The sequence below is a fragment of the Paenirhizobium daejeonense genome (assembly GCF_014280875.1).
GTDB lineage: Bacteria > Pseudomonadota > Alphaproteobacteria > Rhizobiales > Rhizobiaceae > Allorhizobium > Allorhizobium daejeonense.
In genome coordinates this window covers 313,801-333,144 of the sequence record NZ_JACLAL010000004.1, presented here as the reverse complement: position 1 = coordinate 333,144, position 19,344 = coordinate 313,801, and the positions used below count along the sequence as shown (strand labels likewise).

General features: G+C 61.4%; 16 protein-coding genes. 2 read left to right on the top strand and 14 right to left on the bottom strand.

Features of this window, described 5'->3' with window-relative positions:
• From H4I99_RS11465 to H4I99_RS11420, 10 genes are all read right to left on the bottom strand, one after another.
• Positions 1–1,056 (bottom strand): PhoH family protein, encoded by a 1,056-nt coding sequence (locus H4I99_RS11465; RefSeq protein WP_163903107.1) that lies wholly within the window; start codon positions 1,054–1,056, stop codon positions 1–3.
• Between the two features lie 40 nt (positions 1,057–1,096).
• Positions 1,097–2,503 carry a tRNA (N6-isopentenyl adenosine(37)-C2)-methylthiotransferase MiaB gene (gene miaB / locus H4I99_RS11460; protein WP_163903105.1) on the bottom strand — a complete coding sequence of 469 codons (1,407 nt, stop codon included), beginning with the start codon at positions 2,501–2,503 and terminating at the stop codon, positions 1,097–1,099.
• A 44-nt stretch (positions 2,504–2,547) separates the two neighbouring features.
• A complete protein-coding gene (olsA, locus tag H4I99_RS11455; RefSeq protein WP_163903103.1) occupies positions 2,548–3,351 on the bottom strand; it encodes a lyso-ornithine lipid O-acyltransferase in 804 nt (267 codons plus the stop codon).
• Between the two features lie 29 nt (positions 3,352–3,380).
• Entirely contained in the window at positions 3,381–3,809 is a 429-nt protein-coding gene (locus H4I99_RS11450) for a Fur family transcriptional regulator (protein ID WP_099056385.1), read from the bottom strand.
• A gap of 146 nt (positions 3,810–3,955) precedes the next feature.
• Positions 3,956–4,453 carry a GNAT family N-acetyltransferase gene (locus tag H4I99_RS11445; RefSeq protein WP_163903101.1) on the bottom strand — a complete coding sequence of 166 codons (498 nt, stop codon included), beginning with the start codon at positions 4,451–4,453 and terminating at the stop codon, positions 3,956–3,958.
• A 19-nt stretch (positions 4,454–4,472) separates the two neighbouring features.
• The gene (gene tsaB / locus H4I99_RS11440) at positions 4,473–5,123 is read right to left on the bottom strand and encodes a tRNA (adenosine(37)-N6)-threonylcarbamoyltransferase complex dimerization subunit type 1 TsaB (RefSeq protein ID WP_163903099.1); all 651 of its coding nucleotides are present in this window, start codon (positions 5,121–5,123) and stop codon (positions 4,473–4,475) included.
• 22 nt (positions 5,124–5,145) lie between these two features.
• Positions 5,146–5,709, bottom strand: a complete 564-nt coding sequence (locus H4I99_RS11435) for a NifU family protein (protein WP_163903097.1) — start codon at positions 5,707–5,709, stop codon at positions 5,146–5,148.
• Between the two features lie 215 nt (positions 5,710–5,924).
• The gene (locus H4I99_RS11430; protein ID WP_163903095.1) at positions 5,925–6,416 is read right to left on the bottom strand and encodes a universal stress protein; all 492 of its coding nucleotides are present in this window, start codon (positions 6,414–6,416) and stop codon (positions 5,925–5,927) included.
• A gap of 84 nt (positions 6,417–6,500) precedes the next feature.
• Complete coding sequence (gene trpS, locus H4I99_RS11425; RefSeq protein ID WP_163903093.1) at positions 6,501–7,565, bottom strand: tryptophan--tRNA ligase; 1,065 nt, start codon at positions 7,563–7,565, stop codon at positions 6,501–6,503.
• A gap of 102 nt (positions 7,566–7,667) precedes the next feature.
• A complete protein-coding gene (locus tag H4I99_RS11420) occupies positions 7,668–8,063 on the bottom strand; it encodes a VOC family protein (protein ID WP_163903091.1) in 396 nt (131 codons plus the stop codon).
• 215 nt (positions 8,064–8,278) lie between these two features.
• Between H4I99_RS11420 and H4I99_RS11415 the strand changes: the two genes are divergently transcribed.
• Entirely contained in the window at positions 8,279–8,758 is a 480-nt protein-coding gene (locus tag H4I99_RS11415; protein ID WP_163903090.1) for a peptidoglycan L,D-endopeptidase MepK, read from the top strand.
• A 1-nt stretch (position 8,759) separates the two neighbouring features.
• On the opposite strand, the gene murJ is transcribed toward H4I99_RS11415, so the two are convergent.
• The 3 genes from murJ to mutS form a co-directional block, all read right to left on the bottom strand.
• Complete coding sequence (murJ, locus tag H4I99_RS11410) at positions 8,760–10,349, bottom strand: murein biosynthesis integral membrane protein MurJ (protein WP_163903088.1); 1,590 nt, start codon at positions 10,347–10,349, stop codon at positions 8,760–8,762.
• 1 nt (position 10,350) lies between these two features.
• Positions 10,351–13,173, bottom strand: a complete 2,823-nt coding sequence (locus H4I99_RS11405) for a [protein-PII] uridylyltransferase (RefSeq protein WP_163903086.1) — start codon at positions 13,171–13,173, stop codon at positions 10,351–10,353.
• Between the two features lie 96 nt (positions 13,174–13,269).
• Entirely contained in the window at positions 13,270–16,005 is a 2,736-nt protein-coding gene (gene mutS, locus H4I99_RS11400; RefSeq protein WP_246225559.1) for a DNA mismatch repair protein MutS, read from the bottom strand.
• Between the two features lie 114 nt (positions 16,006–16,119).
• Between mutS and H4I99_RS11395 the strand changes: the two genes are divergently transcribed.
• Entirely contained in the window at positions 16,120–18,402 is a 2,283-nt protein-coding gene (locus H4I99_RS11395; RefSeq protein WP_163903084.1) for an NADP-dependent malic enzyme, read from the top strand.
• Here H4I99_RS11395 and H4I99_RS11390 read toward each other — a convergent pair.
• Entirely contained in the window at positions 18,399–19,343 is a 945-nt protein-coding gene (locus H4I99_RS11390; protein ID WP_163903082.1) for a LysR substrate-binding domain-containing protein, read from the bottom strand. The two genes, H4I99_RS11395 and H4I99_RS11390, sit on opposite strands and share 4 nt — an antisense overlap.
• Between the last annotated feature and the right edge of the window lies 1 nt (position 19,344).

Genomic DNA, 19,344 nt, shown 5'->3' with positions numbered 1-19,344 from the left:
TCACCGGTCGGTCTTTTCGCTTTCCTCGTGCACCGCATACTGGGCATCATAGGCCTTTACAATACGTCCGACCAGAGGATGGCGTACGACATCGACATCCTTGAAGCGCACGACCGAGACGCCCTCGACACCTTTCAGGATCTGAAGAGCCTCGACCAGACCGGAGGTCACGCCTCGGGGCAGGTCCACCTGGCTCGGGTCGCCGGTCACGATCATCCGGGCATTCTCGCCGAGACGGGTCAGGAACATCTTCATCTGCATCGACGTGGTGTTCTGGGCCTCGTCGAGGATCACGGCAGCGTTGGAAAGCGTACGGCCACGCATGAAGGCCAGCGGCGCGATTTCGATGACGCCGGCGGTGATTGCGCGTTCCACCTTGTCGCCCGGGATCATGTCGTAGAGGGCATCATAGAGCGGCCGCAGATACGGATCGACCTTTTCCTTCATGTCGCCGGGCAGGAAGCCAAGACGTTCACCGGCTTCAACAGCCGGGCGGGACAGCACGATGCGATCGACCAGACCGCGCTCCAGAAGTTGGGCGGCATGCGCAACGGCCAGATAGGTCTTGCCGGTACCGGCCGGACCGACGCCGAAGACCAGTTCGGAGCGTTCCAGCGCCCGCATGTAGGCATCCTGCGTCGGCGTACGAGCAGCGATCGTCTTCTTGCGCGTGGAGATCTGCGCCATCGTCAGCTTGGCCTTGCGCTCCATCGTCGGCAGAGACAGCTGATCATCGGCGGCAACTGCCATGCGGATGGCCCCCTCCACATCGGAGATTTCCACCGTGCCGCCGCTCTGAAGCCGGGCATAAAGGAAATCGAGCGCCCTGCGCGCCTGATTGGTGGCGACCAGATCACCCGAGATGGATACGGAGTTTCCGCGCGCTCGCGCGTCGATTTGAAGACGCTGCTCCAGCAACTTCAGGTGCTGATCGAATTGACCGAACAGTTCGCTGGCGAAGCGATTGTTCTCGAACGTCAAGATGAAGTGATTGGCGTCGGTCGCAGCGGTTCGGGTGTTGCGCGAAGGTGAAGAAATCACTTCTTGTGCGTTCAAGCGATAAGGCTCCTGTTGGATCAGGTATCAGGCCCTCACTCTAACTCTCTGCCACCTCGGCAAACAAGCTGTTTGGGCCGGCTGCGGTGATTCGTACATTTATAATGTCACCGATTTGCGATGACTTTGCATCAACATTCACAGACTGCAACCATGGAGAGCGTCCGATCAGCTGTCCCGGCAACCGTCCCGGCTTCTCCAGAAGTAGGTCGATTGTTTCGCCAATCAAGGAGCGGGCGAATTCATGCTGCTGCTGAAGCAGCAATTCCTGAAGCCGGGCAAGCCTTTCGGTCTTTACGTCCTCGGGAACCTGATCCGGCAGATCGGCGCCGGGTGTGCCCGGGCGGGTCGAATACTTGAACGAATAAGCCTGTGCATAACCTATCTTACGGACGAGTTCGAGGGTCGCCTCGAAGTCCTCGTCCGTTTCCCCGGGGAAGCCGACGATGAAGTCGCCTGATAGCGCGATGTCGGGGCGGGCGGCACGGATGCGCTCGATCAGGGCAATGTATTCGGCAGCCTTGTGGCGACGGTTCATCGCTTTCAGGATACGGTCGGAGCCGGATTGCACCGGCAGATGCAGATAGGGCATCAGCATCCTTAGATCGCGGTGCGCCTCGATCAGCCGGTCGTCCATGTCGCGGGGATGGCTGGTGGTGTAGCGCAGGCGAGCAAGGCCGGGAATTTCCGCCAGCCGGTAAAGGAGATCGCCAAGGCCGAGTTCCTGTCCGGCGGCATCGACGCCATGCCAGGCATTGACGTTCTGGCCCAGCAGGGTGAGTTCGCGCACGCCGGTTGCAACGAGCTTTTCCGCCTCTCCAACGATCTGCGCGAGCGGCCGGGAAACCTCGGAGCCACGCGTATAGGGAACGACGCAGAAGGTGCAGAACTTGTCGCAGCCTTCCTGCACGGTCAGGAATGCGGTGACGTTACGCGGGCCGGCCTTTGCCTTCTTCGGATCGGGAAGGTGCTCGAACTTGTCTTCCAGCGCATATTCGGTATCGACCACGCGCTCGCCGGTGCGGGCACGTTTGAGAGCCTGCGGCAGGCGATGATAGGTCTGCGGGCCGATCACGACATCGACGGCCGGTTCGCGGCGGGAGATTTCCTCGCCTTCGGCCTGAGCAACGCAACCGGCAACGCCGATCATGAACTCGCGGCCTTCGGCAGCACGCGCCTTCTTTGTCTCGCGCAGGCGACCAAGCGCGGAATAGACCTTCTCGGCCGCCTTCTCCCTGATATGACAGGTGTTGAGCAGGACGAGGTCGGCCTCTTCCATCTCCTCGGTCGCGACATAGCCTTCGGCTGCCAGCGCATCGGTCATGCGGCCGGAATCGTAGACGTTCATCTGACAGCCGTAGGTCTTGATGAAGACCTTGCGCGATGCTGTGGTTGATCCGGCGGCCGGCAGGTCGGATGCTGAAGAAATGGCGATGTCCTGGGTCATGCCGGCTATTTAGTGGTTTTTGCGCGACGATTAAACCGAAAAAATCACAGGTCGCTTACAGGACGCCCACGCAAGTGCCCAAGCAGCATCCTGCGCATGCGACTTTCCACGAAAGCCGCGAGATGCTTGCGGTTGCTGCCTTCGGCGTAATCATAGGTCTCGCCGAAGCTCACATCCACATCGAGAGCACCGGCTTTCAATATGCCCATAAGATGCGGCAGGAGTGTTATATCACCCGGCCAGCCGGCAATCGGGCGATGATAGCGTCCCATCGGCAGGCCATGAACACGGGTATAGGCGATCGCCACAGGCTGGACATGCACCACCCCTTGCGGAGCGAGCGGCAGGGCAACGGATGCCGCACCGAAGAGCGACGTCTTGACCTCGAGCACGCGATTACCATCGGAGGTCGTGCCTTCCGGGAAGAGCACGACGATCTCGCCATCCGCCATCCGGGAGGCAATCTCGTTCACCTGATCGCCGGTGCGACGCCGCTCCTCGCGGACCACGAAAATGCTCTTCTGCAGCTTTGCCAGAAGACCGAAGACCGGCCAGGAAGCCACCTCGGTCTTGGCAATGAAGACAACATCGGCCAGCGAGCCGAGAACCAGAATGTCCTTCCACGACGCGTGGTTGGCGGCGAGCATCAGGGGACGGCGGCGATCGATCGCACCGTGAACATGGACGCGGATGCCCAGCATGCGACAGGCGACGCGATGCCAAAGCCTCGGCAGACGCCGACGCAGCTTCCAGTCAAAGAAAAGAGCCAGAACCTGAATGGGCGCAAGGACGATCGTCACGATCGCCAGAATGGTCATGTTGACGACAATACGCACCCAGTTGATCAAGCCGCAGCCTCCGGAAGAGAGGTCATCGCTCAGCCTTCATCCTTGCCGATCGGAACACCATAGAGTTCCAGACGATGGCCGACGAGCTTGAAGCCGTGTTCGCGAGCGATACGTTCCTGCAGGGCCTCGATTTCGGGCGAATGAAACTCGATGACATCGCCGTTCTTGAGGTCAATCAGATGATCGTGATGCTCCTCCGGAACCGTTTCATAGCGCGAGCGGCCATCGCGAAAATCGTGACGCTCGATGATGCCGGCATCTTCGAAGAGCTTCACCGTGCGGTAAACCGTCGAGATGGAAATGCGGCTGTCGATCTTTACCGAGCGCCGATAGAGTTCCTCGACATCGGGATGATCTTCCGATTCTTCCAGAATGCGCGCAATGACGCGGCGCTGCTCGGTCATGCGCATGCCTCGCTCGGCGCACAACGCTTCCAACGATTTCGGAGTATCGGTCATGGCCCCGGCATCTCTTCAGATAAGGCTGACGCGCGTCGCGATCTTTTCGGATCAGCTCCCGCGCTTCAGATTCTTGTTGTTACGGTGTCGTCGTCGCAAAAGCGATGCGCAGATTTGCGCGGCACGCTTCGGACAGTGAAACCGAACTAGCGAAGATCGCGCCGCATGACAAGCGCCGACGACCGCCGCCCATTTTCATCCGCATAATATGCCGGGCGTTCTCCCGCCTTCTCGAAGCCGAGCTTCCGGTAAAGGCCAAGGGCCGGCGCATTGCCGTCATCGACTTCCAGGAACATGGTTTCACCGCCCCGGCTTCTCGCCTCGCGCATCGCCGCCTGCATCAGCCTCCATCCGAGACCGAAGCGGGCGCATTTTTCACTCACGGCAATCGTCAGGATTTCGGCTTCCCCCGCAACCTCGCGGGCCAGCACGAAACCGGCAAGCGGCGCCCTAAAGATCAGCGTATTGGTCTGCCGCATGACGAAGCCGAAGGAACTCGGCTGCAGAAGCAGGCTCAGGAATTCACCGTCATTCCACGGCCGCGCAAAGCGCAGCGTATGGAGCTCGGCCACCTCGGCACAATGCTCCGCGGTCATCGGGACGATTTCGAATTCGGGCTGACGGGAAAAGTAGGTATCGCGCATTATCTGATGCCTTGGTATTTCATGTTCTGGCAACCGCAAACCCTGCCTGCGGCTTGGCATCGGGGCCACGCAGATAGAGCGGTTTCGGCGGGCTTGTCGCTTCGCCCTCCGCACCGAGGCGAGCCACGATCCCGATCGGGAAGTGATCCGGTGGCGTCACGGCCTGAGGATCGGCAAGCAGGGCTTCCGCCGAACCCACGACACGATAGGCTTCGTCCTGAACGAGGGCAGCAAAGCCGGAGAGGTTTTCGATGCGCGGTTCGCCGAGCGCGGTGCCCGTGGCCGAAAACGGCTGAAGATAGATTTCCTCGCGCTTGGCATCCATGGCGGCGAGCACAGGCGCGTCAGCTGCGTTCGCCGCATTCGCCAATACCGAAAGCGTCGAAACGCCGACAGCCTCGACACCGAGCGCCAGCGCAAGACCGCGCGCGGTGGCGACACCCACACGGATACCGGTGAAAGAACCCGGGCCGATCGTGACCGCGATACGCTCGACGTCGTCAAGAGAGAGCGAAGCCTGTCCGAGCGCCTCGTCGATCATGCGCATCAGATGCTCCGCGTGACCACGGCCGAGGGTTTCGGTCGCGGCACCCAGGAGCTTGTCCTTGCTGCTGTCATAGATCGCGGCGGAGCAATCCACGCCCGCCGTATCGATCGCCAGAACGATCATCCCCTCCCCCTGCCGGTCCGTATCAGACCGCCTCGACTTCCTGCACTTCCGGCACAAAATGCCTGAGCAGGTTCTGCACGCCATGCTTCAGCGTGGCGGTCGAGGACGGGCAACCCGAGCAGGCGCCCTTCATGTTGAGATAGACCTTGCCGTCCTTGAAACCTCGGAAGGTGATGTCGCCGCCATCCTGGGCAACGGCGGGGCGGACACGCGTTTCGAGGAGTTCCTTGATGGTGGCGACGATGTTCTCGTCACCGGCCTCGAAGAATTCGCCATCGGCATCGGCTTCGTCGGAGGCGGCAGCGGATCCCATGACCTTCGCGCCGCTCATGAAGTGTTCCATGATCGTGCCGAGGATTGCGGGCTTCAGGTGCGGCCATTCCGGGCCATCCTTGGTAACGGTCACGAAATCGTAGCCGAAGAAAACGCCTGTGACACCGGGGATGTCGAAGAGCCGGCCGGCGAGCGGAGAAACCGCGGCACTTGCGGCATCGCGGAACTCGGCGGTGCCGCTTTCCATCACCACCTTGCCCGGCAGGAACTTCAGGGTTGCCGGGTTCGGCGTAGATTCCGTCTGGATGAACATCTGAACCTCCGGGCGACCTGTCATTCGTCGCCAACAAAATTAGAATTCTTCAAAAGAAGATAGGCCCGATGGGAGGCCGCTTCAAGTGAGATTTGACGATTGCTATCCTTGCTGGAGCACGTTTCGGTATGACTGAATCCGATCGGCGCTCCCGCGTTTTCCTTTTTGAACCATAATCGTATCGATCTTCGCTTCACTCCGAACGGATGATGGTCCTAGCAAAGTGCATCGATTTCCTCGTCGGTCAGTGAATCCGGCAAAACCGTCACCGGAATGGGGAACGCGGCCCCGCGGCCCGCAATCATCGAGACAAGCGGGCCGGGACCTTCCTTGGTCGAACCGGCAGCGAGAACGAGAATTGCGATATCCCGGTCCTCCTCAATAAGGGCGTTGATCTGCGTCGCGGCGCTGCCCTCGCGAATGACGATCTCGGGCTCGATACCGATCGTCTCACGCACGGTCTGGGCCGCCTTCGCCATGATGGCCTCTGCCTCCTCGCGCGCCTCAGCCCGCATGATCTCCTCGACGCCGAGCCATTGCTGGAAGTCCCCTTCCGGAATGACGTAGATTAGCACGAGGCCGCCGTTGGAATTCTTCGCACGGCGCCCGGCATAGTGCACAGCACGTGAGCATTCCGGCGTATTGTCGATCACCGCCATGAACTTGCGGCGGTGACCATCAAGGCGTGAAAGCCGTGTTGAAACCATACGGGACCCCGCCGCCGGATCAGTTTATCTCTCGCCCTGTCCGTGGCCGGCTCCGGTCGAACGGCCGCGTGACTCGTCGGGACTTTACTTCACGAAACCGATAATGTCGCGGACTTCGTTCATGGTTTTCTCGGCCCGTGCCCGCGCCCGTTCGCCGCCGTCGCGCAGGATGCTGTCGATGTGGGCGGGATCGGCCATGAGCTTACGCATCTCGGCGCTGATCGGTGACAGAACATCCACCGCAAGCTCCACCAGAGCCGGCTTGAAGACCGAGAACTGCTGGCCGCCGAAGTCCTTCAGCACGTCTTCCTTCGACTTGTCGGCCAGCGCCGCAAAGATTCCGACGAGGTTGTCGGCTTCCGGGCGGCCCTTCAGTCCCTCGCTCTCGCTCGGAAGCGCGTCGGGATCGGTCTTTGCCTTGCGAATCTTTTTCGAGATCGTCTCGGCATCGTCCATCAGGTTGATGCGAGAGAGGTCGGACGGATCCGACTTCGACATCTTCTTGGTGCCGTCCTTGAGGCTCATGACGCGCGGCGCAGGGCCATCGATCAACGGCTCCACCATCGGGAAATAGGCATGCACGGGCTCGTCACCGACGGTGATGTCGATGCCCTGGCCGGCACGGCGAATATGCTCCATGAAGTCGAGATTGAACTTCATGGCGATATCGCGGGTCAGCTCAAGGTGCTGCTTCTGGTCCTCGCCCACCGGAACGTGGGTAGCGCGGTAAACCAGGATGTCCGCTGCCATCAGGCTCGGATAGGCGTAAAGACCGAGCGAGGCCTGCTCGCGGTCCTTGCCGGCCTTGTCCTTGAACTGCGTCATGCGGTTCATCCAGCCGATACGGGCGACGCAATTGAAAATCCAGGCGAGTTCCGCATGCTGCGGCACAGCCGACTGGTTGAAGACGATATGGCTCTTCGGATCGATGCCGCTCGCCAGGAAGGCCGCTGTGATCGAACGGATCTGGCTGGCCATGTCTTCGTGAACGAGCTGCGCGGTCAGTGCGTGCAGGTCGACGACACAATAGATGCAGTCGTTTTTTTCCTGCAGGGCCACGAACTTTCTGATGGCGCCGAGATAATTACCGAGATGAAGGTTGCCGGTCGGCTGAACGCCGGAGAAAACCAGCGGCTTGAACTCACCCATGATTGTCCTCAACAGGCTGGTGGAGGGCCCGATCTATCGATCGAAATACGGTGGGCTTATGCACCGCCGTGGGCCAGCAATCAAGGGGCTCGTTCGCCGCAGTCAAGCCGCGTGCTCTATGAGATCCCAGCGGTTTCCGTAAAGATCCCGGAAAACGGCGACCGTACCGTAGGGCTCGTATCGCGGCGCTTCAAGAAAGGTCACACCCGCGGCGACAAAGGCTGCGTGATCGCGGGCAAAATCGTCCGTCTTCAGGAAGAAACCAACACGTCCGCCGGTCTGGTTGCCGATCACGGCAAGCTCGGCCTCACCGTCCGCCTGCGCCAGTAACAGGGCCGCACCCTCGCCTCTCCCTGGCTTCACCACGACCCACCGCTTGGCGTCCGGCAGATCCTTGTCCTCAAGGCACTCGAACCCCAGACAACCGCAATAGAATGCCTTGGCGCGATCATAATCGTCGACAACGATGGTAACGAGAAAGACAGACTGGCGAGACATAGGAACCTCCACAACGGGAGGCCGAACCATGCATTATCACTAGCCTCCCATCAACTGCAGGAACCAATCCGGGCAAACATTTGACATATCGTGATACAAGAAATAGTTAATCCTAATTAATGGTATTGCATTCCACATTTTCTCCTTAATCTGAAATGAAATTGCCGCCTCCGAAATCAGCTCCCGCTCACGGGCGCCATTTTCAGGGGGATGCCATGCACACGGCCATTCGCGTCATGCTTGCCTGCCTTATGACGCTCACGACACAAGTCGACGTCAATGCCGGGGAAACCCGGAAAAACCGCACTGCCACACTGAAACAACACGACTACACAGCCGCCTACACGCTGCAGCGGATCGGCGTGCGGGCCAGTTGTTTTCCGTTAGGTCTCAGGATCATTCTCGCACACATCGCCAGACAGACCGGGCGGCGACTGGTGATTACCTCCGGGCACCGGCCCCATTCCGGCCGCTCGCAGCACACGCGGTGCTATGCCGCGGATTTCCGGATACCCGGCGTTTCCGAAAGGCAAATTCTCGCGGCCGCGGCCGGCGCTCCCGGTATCGGCGGCATCGGCCGATACTGCAATGGCCTCGTGCATGTCGACATAGGGCCCAAGCGCCGCTGGGCGCACTGTGGTAGGGGCGGCGGCAAGGGCAGCCTCGCCAACTTCAAGCCGCGAAGGAAGCCGTGACTCAGGCCTCTGGGGGGTGCGCGGCCTCGCTCGGCTTTCGCTTGAGGTTACGGCGCAACATGCCGAGATTTGCTCCGCCGATGGCAAAGGCGACACCAAAATAGACAACCATGGCAACGGCAATCAGGCCGCCGAGAGCAGTGACCTGCGTCAAAAGTGGTGACTGCGGAGTGAACCAGGCAGCCCAGAGGTGCAGGAGATAGACCAGCACACCCGACATGACGGCGGCGGCCGCCACGAGCCTCAGCGCGCGCCCGACGAGCGGCCACTCCCATTCGAGATGGCCGCGCCGGTAGAGTGTTGCACCTAGCAGCAGTGTGTTCGTCCAGCCGGCTGCGGCTTCGGCAACCGCAATACCGCGTTCCGCGATCAGAGGGAAAAGGCTAACCGCGAGAGCCGTATTGATGACCACGGAAATGCCGGTGAACCGCATCGGCGTACGCGTGTCCTCGCGCGCATAGAAGCCGGGCTGGAGGGCCTTGATCAGGACGAACCCCGGCAGGCCGAGACCGTATATGGCAAGGATGCCGGCGACGACGGAGGTGTTCTGCTCGGAAAAGGCGCCGCGTTCATAGAGCACGCGGATGATCTCGTCGGAGAGCACCCAGAGTGCGGCGGCGGCCGGTAGCGTCAGGAACAGCACGAATTCGATGGAGCGGTTCTGGGTGTTGGCGGCTTCCTTCATAAAGCCGGCCTTCAGCGCCCGCGCGAGTTCAGGAAGGAGAACGACGCCGACGGCCACGCCGACCACGCCGAGCGGTAGCTGGTAGATGCGATCGGCATATTGCAACGCTGCGATGGCGCCCTCCTTGCCCGATGCGATCGCCTGCCCGATCATCTGGTTGATCTGGGTAATCCCGCCGGTGACGGCTGCGGGAACGGCCAGAATCAACAGGCGCTTCACATTGGGTGTGAAGCGCGGAAACTTGAAGGCAATGCTCATACCGGCATGACGCACGCCAGCATATACGACGGCAAGCTGAAGAATGCCCGCGCCAAGCACCGACCACGAGAGATACCAGGCCGTCACTTCCGGATCGGATCCCGTGTAGAGAGCCCAGAACAGCGCGCTGATCATCATCACGTTCAGGAAGACCGGTGCGACCGCGGCCGCGAAGAAATGGTGCAGCGAGTTCAGCATGCCGCTCAGCATCGCCGTCAGCGACATACACATCAGGTAGGGGAACATCACCGCGGCGAGGCGCACGGTGAGCGAGAACTTGGCGTCGTCACCGACGAAGCCCGGCGCGATGATCCACGACACCAGAACCGGCATGGCGAGTTCCATGACGATGGTGATCAGCATCAGTACGGAGAAAAGAACGCCGAAAACCTCTTCGGAGAAGCGTTTTGCACCGTCCACGCCGTTAGCCTCGATCTCCTTGGCGAAGAGAGGCACGAAGGCGGCGTTGAAAGCGCCTTCGGCAAAGAGCCGGCGAAAGAGGTTCGGAAAGCGGAAGGCGGCGTAGAAAACGTCTGCCATCGGCCCGGTGCCGAGGGCCGCCGCCATCAGTGTTTCACGGGCGAACCCGAAGACGCGGCTGCCGAGCGTGGCGCCGCCGACGGTCATGAATTTCTTGACGAGGCTCATGTCAGGCCCGGGCCTTCTTCGGCAGCGGTTGCGGTTGGGCAAGGGGTGCAACAGCAACGGTGGCGCGCTCGCGCGGCTCCTCTGCGTGCTCGGCCATAACGGCCTTCAGCCTGTTGGCAATGCTTGCCTGCCTGTTCTCGTTGGTCACCTTCTGGCCCACCAGATCGGTGACATAGAAGGTATCGATGACCTTTTCACCAAAGGTTGTGATGCGCGCCGAGTGAATGTCGAGCGACAGGTCAGCCAGCCCGGCCGTGATCTCCGCCAGAAGACCGATGCGGTCAAGGCATTCGACTTCGACAACGGTGAACTTGTTGGAGAGCGTATTGGCAATGGTCACATGCGGCTGCACAGGGAAGGTCTTGTTCTTCTTCTTGCCCTTGCTGCGGGTGGCAATCACTTCCGGCAGGCGCTTCTTGCCGGAGAGCACGTCCTCGATCATCTTGCTGATGGTCGCGGCGCGGCGCATCTCATCCTCGTCTATGGGGAATTCGCGGTTGACCATGATGGTATCGAGCGCACGCCCATCTGACGTGGTGAAGATCTGCGCGTCCGCAATGTTGGCACCTGCCGCCGCGCAAGCGCCCGCGATAACCGACAGCAGACGCGGATGGTCAGGCGCCAGAACGGTGATCTCGGTGATCGCATGGAAGGAATCCGTGCGCACCATGGTTGCAAGCGCCTGCCCCGCCTTGTCGGCCTGACGAATGAAGTGCGCGTGGCGCACCTGATCCTCCAGGGCAACCGACAGGAGATAGGGTTCGTAATGCAGTTTGGTGTAGCGCTTCTGATCCTTCTGACTCCAGTCGCCGAGCGCATGGGCAAGCTGTTCCGCCGCGTGGCGGGCGCGTTCCTTGCGGGGAACCTGAGAGAAGCCGCCGGACAGAAGCAACTCTGTTTCATAATAGAGAGTGCGCAGAAGCTGGCCCTTCCAGCCGTTCCAGACACCGGGGCCAACGGCGCGGATATCGCACACGGTCAGCACCAGCATCATGTTCAGCCGGTCCAGTGACTGGATCTTCTCGGCGAAGTCGGTGATCGTCTTGCGGTCGTGCAGATCGCGGGTCTGGGCGACCATGGACATCAGGAGATGCTGCTCGATAAGCCAGGCGACGAGTTCCGTCTGCTTGGGGTTCAGGCCGAAGCGCGGGCAAAGCTTACGCGCAACCCTCGCGCCAGCGATCGAGTGATCCTCCTGCCGGCCCTTGGCGACGTCGTGAAGCAGGACAGCGACGTAGAGCGCCTGCCGTTCCTCGATGGCCGGCATCACCTTGGCGGCCAGCGGATGAAGCTCCTCGGCCTTGCCCTTGTCGATCTCGGACAGAACCTCGACCGTGCGGATCAGGTGCTCGTCGACGGTGTAGTGATGATACATATTGAACTGCATCATCGAGACGATCTTGCCGAATTCCGGAATGAAGCGACCGAGAACGCCAGCCTCGTTCATGCGGCGCAGGATGAAGCCCGGATCGCGACGGGAGGTCAGCACATCAAGGAAAAGGCGGTTCGCCTCCTCGCTTTCGCGGAAATCATGGTCGATCAGCGAAAGAGACCGCGTAACCGCCTTCAGGGCGTCGGGGTGAAACTCCAGGCCGTTGAGATCCGCGACATGGAAGAGCCGCATGATGGCGATCGGATCGCGCTTGAAAACATCCGGCTTGGCGAGCGCGATACGGCCGCGGTCGTCGAGGAAGTCGACCGTGCCGGCGATCTTACGCGGCCGGTGGGCGAAGCGGCCGATGGCAGCCGTGATGCCCGGCGCGGCCTTGGCCTGCTGCTCCTCGAGCGTTGCGGCGAAAATGCGGGTCAAATCGCCGACGTCCTTGGCTATCAGGAAGTAGTGCTTCATGAAGCGCTCGACCGCCGAAAGACCTGGGCGAGGCTGATAGCCGAGGTTGCGGGCAATCTCGGGCTGGATATCGAAATAGAGGCGCTCTTCCGGCTTGCCGGTGAGATAATGCATGTGGCAGCGCACCGCCCAGAGGAAGTCATCCGCCTTCTGGAAGAGGCGCCACTCCTGACGCGAAAGCACGCCGAGGCGCACGAGATCGCCGGAATCACGGACATGATACTTGTACTTGGCGATCCAGAAGAGGGTCTGTAGGTCGCGCAGGCCGCCCTTGCCTTCCTTGACGTTCGGCTCAACCAAATAGCGGCTGTCGCCAGCCTTGCGGTGACGTTCGTCCCGCTCGGCAAGCTTCGCTGCGATAAATTCAGGGGCCGTATTGTTTGTCACTTCCTGATCGAAACGGCGATGCAATTCGTCGACGAGCTCTTCCTTGCCGCAGATGAAGCGGGTCTCGAGGATCGCCGTGCGGATCGTCATGTCGCCCTTGGAGAGGCGGATACATTCCTCAACGCTGCGGGTGGCGTGACCGACCTTGAAGCCCATATCCCACAGCAGGTAGAGTACGAATTCGACCGCCTTGTGCATGGTGCCGGAGAGCTTCTGCGGCATGAGAAAAAGGAGGTCGATATCGGAACCCGGCGCCAGCGTACCGCGTCCATAACCGCCGACCGCGGCAACACCGATGCCATCGGCATTATCCGGATAGAGATGAATGATGGCGATCTCGAAGATCACCGAGATGATCTGATCCTGAATATCGGAAATGCGCCGGGCGCAGCTCAGGCCGCTTCCGTCCTTGAACAAAAGTTCACGGGCCTTTTCGCGGCCGTCATTGCTCGCCTTGCGCAGCACCGGCAAGAGAGCGGCGCGCGTCTCCAGAAGGTTTCCGGCGTGGGTTCGGGCAATGGTATCGCACTCTGCCTTGAGCGAGGCGATGTCGATCAGATCCGCATGTTCGTATTCGGGCTTGGCCATTATTGCTGCAGGCTTTCGTGGCTTGCCGGCTTTTTCAAGGCGGCGACGGGAGGCGCTATAGCGCCTTTGCGGCGCACCGGACAAGCATATTAGCGCTCAAGACTTGCCAAGTTGTTTCTTGAGATCATAAAGCGCATCAAGCGCCTGCCGCGGCGTCATGTCGTCGAGATCCAGCGTTTTCAACGCCTCTTCCACCTTCGACGGGCCGGATTTCGGCGCTTCCTCACGGCGCACGGCGACCTGGAACAGCGGCAGATCGTCGATCAGCGAACTTGCCGGGTTCTTGCGGTCGGCATCCTCAAGACGTGTCAAAACATCACGCGCACGGGCAACAACCGAGGCCGGCAGACCTGCGAGACGCGCGACCTGGATACCGTAGGAGCGGTCGGCCGCACCGGGACCTACCTCATGCAGGAAGATCACGTCGCCGTCCCATTCCTTGACCCGCATGGTGACGTTGGAAAGCCTCGAAAGCTTTTCCGACAGCACCGTCAGCTCATGGAAATGGGTGGCGAAAAGCGACCGGCAGCGGTTCGCCTCATGCAGATGCTCGACGGCGGCCCAGGCGATGGACAAGCCATCGAAAGTCGCCGTACCTCGGCCAATTTCATCGAGAATGACCAGCGAGCGGTCGGTTGCCTGATTGAGAATCGCCGCCGTCTCGACCATCTCGACCATGAAGGTCGAACGTCCGCGCGCAAGATCGTCGGATGCGCCGACGCGGGAAAACAGCCGGTCAACGATGCCGATATGGGCCGATCCCGCCGGCACGAAGGAACCCATCTGGGCCATGATGGCGATCAGCGCGTTCTGGCGCAGAAAGGTCGACTTACCGCCCATATTCGGGCCGGTCAGCAGCCAGATTGCGCCGGTATCATCCGATCCATCGGGCGAAAGGTTGCAGTCATTAGCGATGAAGGGACTTGCCGCCTGACGGCGCAGCGCCTGTTCGACCACCGGATGGCGGCCGGCGACAATCGCAAACATGCGGCTGTCATCGACCAGCGGGCGGCAATAGCCCTGCTCCTCCGCGAGCGTTGCAAGACCTGCCGCGACATCGATGATGGCGAGCGCACGGGCCGCCGCCTTGATCGGCTCGGCTGCGGCAACGACCGCCGCCAGCATGCGGTCGAAGGCTTCAAGCTCGATGGTGAGCGCCTGCCCGGCGGCATTGGCAATGCGGCTTTCCAGATCGGCAAGCTCTGTCGTGGTGAAGCGCATGGCGCTGGCCATCGTCTGGCGATGGATGAAGCGGGCCTTGGCGGCCTCGCCTTCCGTCATCGCGCCGGCATTGCCAGCGGTGACCTCGATGAAATATCCAAGCACATTGTTATGCTTGATCTTCAGCGACTTGATGCCAGTCTCCTCGGCATATTGAAGCTGCAGACCTGCGATGACGCGCCGCGACTGGTCTCTCAACGCCCTGATCTCGTCGAGTTCGGGGATAGCCCCTTCCCTCAGAAAACCGCCGTCACGCTTCAGAAGCGGCAGGTCGTCCGCCAGCATGGATGCAAGAAGCTCACCGACGGACACCGGAAGTGCGGCGAGATCTTCAACGGCAGCCGCCAGTTCATCCGGCAGAAGCATTCCGGCCAGCCGTTCGCCAACCTCCCGGGCCGAGGCAAGACCATAGAGGATCGCGCCGAGGTCGCGCGGACCGCCGCGATCGAGCGCCAGCCGCGACAGTGCGCGCGGCATGTCCGGCACCCTTTTCAGGGCGTCATGCAGTTGTTCGCACAGTGCGGATTCGCTCAGCATGAAGGCGATGGAATCCTGACGTGCGGAAATGGCGGCGGGTTCGGTGAGCGGCGACATCAGCCGCTCGGCCAGCAGGCGGGCGCCACCGCCAGTCACTGTGCGGTCGATTGCCTTCAGGAGCGAGCCGTTGCGATCCCCTGAAAGCGTCTTGACCAGTTCCAGATTGGCGCGCGTCGCCGGGTCGATGAAAAGCGTCGAAGACGCGCTTTGCCGCTCGGGCAGTCCGAGCGCTGGACGTTCGGAAATCTGGGTCTTCTCGACATAGGCAACGGCCGCGGCAGCCGCGGCAATCTCGGCACGACTGAAGGAACCGAAGCCATCAAGCGTGCCCACGCCGAAATAACGGGCAAGGCGGTTTTCGGCCGTGGCGCTGTCGAACAGGACACCCGGCTGCGGCACGACCACGCGCCCGAGAACATCGAAGGCCGGCTTCAGTTCAGGATCATGGAAAAGCGTATCAGGCACGATCAGCTCGCGCGGCTCGATCCGCAGGATGTCGGCAAGAAGACGGCCCTCATCCGTTTCCGCCAATCGGAAGATGCCGGTCGAGATATCGATCCAGGCGAGCGCCAAAAGCGGTGTCGAGCCGCCTCGGATGCGGGCGAGCGCCATCAGGTAATTCGTTTCCGACGGCGATAGAAGCTTTTCTTCGGTCAGCGTGCCGGGCGTCACGAGACGGACGACATCACGACGCACGACGGATTTCGAACCGCGCTTCTTGGCTTCCGCCGGGTCTTCGACCTGTTCGCAGACTGCGACACGGAAACCGCGCGCGATCAGCTTCTGCAGGTAATCATCGGCGGCATGAACCGGTACCCCGCACATGGGGATGTCGTGACCCAGATGCTGGCCGCGCTTGGTAAGCGTGATACCGAGCGCGCGGGATGCCTCCACGGCGTCCTCGAAAAACAGTTCGTAGAAATCCCCCATCCGGTAGAACAGCAGGCTATCCGGGTTGGCCGCCTTGATCTCGATATATTGCTCCATCATCGGAGTCGCGGAGGCGCGACTTTCCTCTGAGGCAAGCTCGGCGGCATTGAAGACTTCGTTTGCGGGCGCAGTATTGATCGTCACGGGCCAAAGTTTTCTTGAAAAAGATGTCGGGCAACACTAACGACCTAAGCCGAGCAAAAACAACCACCAAGGACGGCCGCACGTATGGCTGCCCACAACAAGGTTAGAGGGAACATGCCGAACAAGGATCACGGGAAGGCCGTCAAGACCTCCGTTACAGAACAGGAAGCGCTGGATTTCCACGCACAGGGACGTCCGGGCAAGCTGGAGATCACGCCGACGAAGGCGATGGCTACGCAGCGCGACCTGTCGCTCGCCTATTCCCCTGGTGTCGCAGTACCGGTCAAGGCCATCGCCGCCGATCCCGCCACCGCCTATGATTACACCACCCGTGGCAACATGGTGGCCGTTATTTCCAATGGTACGGCGATCCTTGGCCTCGGCAATCTCGGCGCGCTCGCCTCGAAGCCGGTGATGGAAGGCAAGTCCGTCCTGTTCAAGCGCTTTGCCGACGTCGATTCCATCGACCTTGAGGTCGATACCCAGGATGTCGAGGAGTTCATCAACTGCGTGCGCTATCTAGGCCCCTCCTTCGGCGGCATCAACCTCGAGGACATCAAGGCGCCCGACTGCTTCATCATCGAGCAGCGCCTGCGCGAACTGATGGACATCCCGGTTTTCCATGACGACCAGCACGGCACCGCGATCATCGCCGCCGCCGGCCTCATCAACGCACTGGAACTGACCGGCCGCGATTTCAAGACGACAAAGCTCGTCTGCAACGGTGCGGGCGCAGCTGCGATCGCCTGCATCGAGCTCATCAAGGCCATGGGATTCAATCCCGAAAATGTCATTCTCTGCGACACCAAGGGCGTGATCTACCAAGGCCGCACCGAGGGCATGAACCAGTGGAAATCGGCCCACGCCGTCAAAACGGACCGCCGTACGCTGAAGGAAGCCATGGAAGGCGCCGACGTCGTGCTCGGCCTTTCCCAGAAGGGTGCGTTCTCGGCCGACATGATCCGCTCGATGGCGCCGAACCCGATCATCTTCGCGATGGCCAATCCGGATCCGGAAATCACGCCGGAGGAAGTCGCAGAAATCCGCAAGGACGCCATCATGGCGACCGGGCGTTCGGACTATCCGAACCAGGTCAACAATGTGCTCGGCTTCCCCTACATCTTCCGCGGCGCACTCGACGTGCGCGCATCCTCGATCAACGACGCCATGAAGATTGCGGCCGTCCGGGCGCTTGCGGCACTTGCCCGCGAGGACGTGCCGGATGACGTTGCCGCAGCCTATCAGGGCCAGCGTCCACGTTTCGGCGCGCAGTATATCATTCCGGTCCCCTTCGATCCGCGCCTCATCTCCTCCATCCCGGTGGCTGTTGCCCGTGCTGCGATGGAAACCGGTGTGGCACGCAAGGAAATCAGCGATCTCGATGCCTATGCGCGCGAACTTTCCGCCCGCAAGGACCCGATCGCCGCGACCACCCAGCAGCTCTACGAGCGTGTTCGTGAAAATCCGAAGCGCGTGGTCTTCGCCGAAGGCGAGGAAGAGCAGGTGATGCGTGCTGCCATCGCCTTTGCCAACCAGGGGCTCGGCACCGCCATCCTGCTCGGCCGCGACGAACCGCTGAGAGCGACCGCCGAACGCGCCGGCATCGATCTCGACCGGCCCGGCATCGAACTGGTCAACGCCCGCGTCTCTAGGCGCGTCGAGGCCTATACCGAATATCTCTACTCCCGCCTGCAGCGCAAAGGCTACCTGCATCGCGACTGCCAGCGTCTCATCAATACGGATCGTAACCACTTCGCCGCCTGCATGGTGGCGCTGGGCGATGCCGATGCCATGGTTACCGGCACCACCCGCAATTATTCGACCGCACTGGAGGACGTCCGCCGTTGCATCGATCCGCAGCCCGGCCACCGCGTGATCGGCGTTTCGCTGGCATTGACGCGTGGACGCACCGTGCTGGTGGCCGATACCGCCGTACACGACATGCCGACGGCGGAAGAGCTTGCCGATATCGCCGAGGAAGCCGCCCACGTCGCGCATCGCTTCGGCTATGAGCCGCGCGTCGCGCTTCTGGCCTACTCGACCTTTGGCCACCCGACCGGCGAGCGCTCGGAACGGCTGCGCGAGGCGGTCAAGATCCTCGACAAGCGCAAGGTCGATTTCGAATATGACGGGGAAATGGGCGCCGATGTCGCGCTCAACGCCCACCGCATGGAGCAGTATCCGTTCTGCCGTCTCTCGGGCACGGCCAACGTGCTCGTCATGCCGGCGATCCACTCCGCGGCGATTTCCACCAAGATGCTGCAGGAACTCGGTGGTTCCACCGTGATCGGGCCGCTTCTGGTGGGTCTCGAAAAATCCGTCCAGATCACCCAGATGGGCGCCAAGGACACCGACATCGTCAACATGGCAATGATGGCGGCCTATAACGCTCTCTAAGCCTTGGCGCTTTCGTCCGGATCGATACCCGTCGACCGGACGAAACCTTCGAGAGCCGCCATGTCCGCAGCCAGCGCCTCGCGCAACCAAGCCCCGAAGGCCTCAACCTTCGGATCGTGGGGCGCGTTTTCGGCCGTGACCAGATAATGTCCGTCGCCGGTTGCGGCGAAGGGTCCGAAGGGCACGACAAGCTGTCCACTCTGGATCGCATGGGATGCAAGCGTCTGCCATGCCAGCATGACGCCCTGGCCTGCGATCACCGCATCAAGACAGAGCGACGCCTCGTTGAACACATGCCGCCCCGTCACCCGACCGACGGGCAATCCCGCACATTCAAGCCAGACATCGCGTGAAAACAGAGCGCGTGCATCCACGACCCACGGCATATCAAGAAGATCCGCGGGCGAAGCAAGACCGGCAGCGAGCGCCGGCGTACAGACGGGAAAGACGCGCTGCTGCAAAAGAAGGTCGGCCCGCACGCCCGGCCAGCGTCCCCTTCCAACCCGAATACAGAGATCGACATCACCGACATTCGGATCGGCGAGACGGTCGGTCGCGTCGAGCCGGATGCGGATATCCGGATGACGCTCGGCAAAGCGGCCCAGCCTGAACACGAGCCATCGCGCGGCAAAGACGGGTGCGACCGAGATCGTCAGGACGTCATCGCGCTCGTGGCGCACTATTTCCACTGCGCGGGAAATTCCGCCGAACGCTTCTGTCAGGCGCGCCACGAAATCGCGCCCGCCCGGCAGCACCACGAGACCGCGCGGCTCCCTTGCGAAAAGGGTTCGCCCCAGTTGTGTCTCGCACTTGATGACCTGCTGGCTGACGGCGCCGATGGTGACGCCGAGTTCATCTGCGGCAGCCTGCAACGAGCCGAGGCGGGCGACCGCCTCCACCGCCCGCAAGCCATTCAGGGTGATCACATTCAGGTTGCGCATG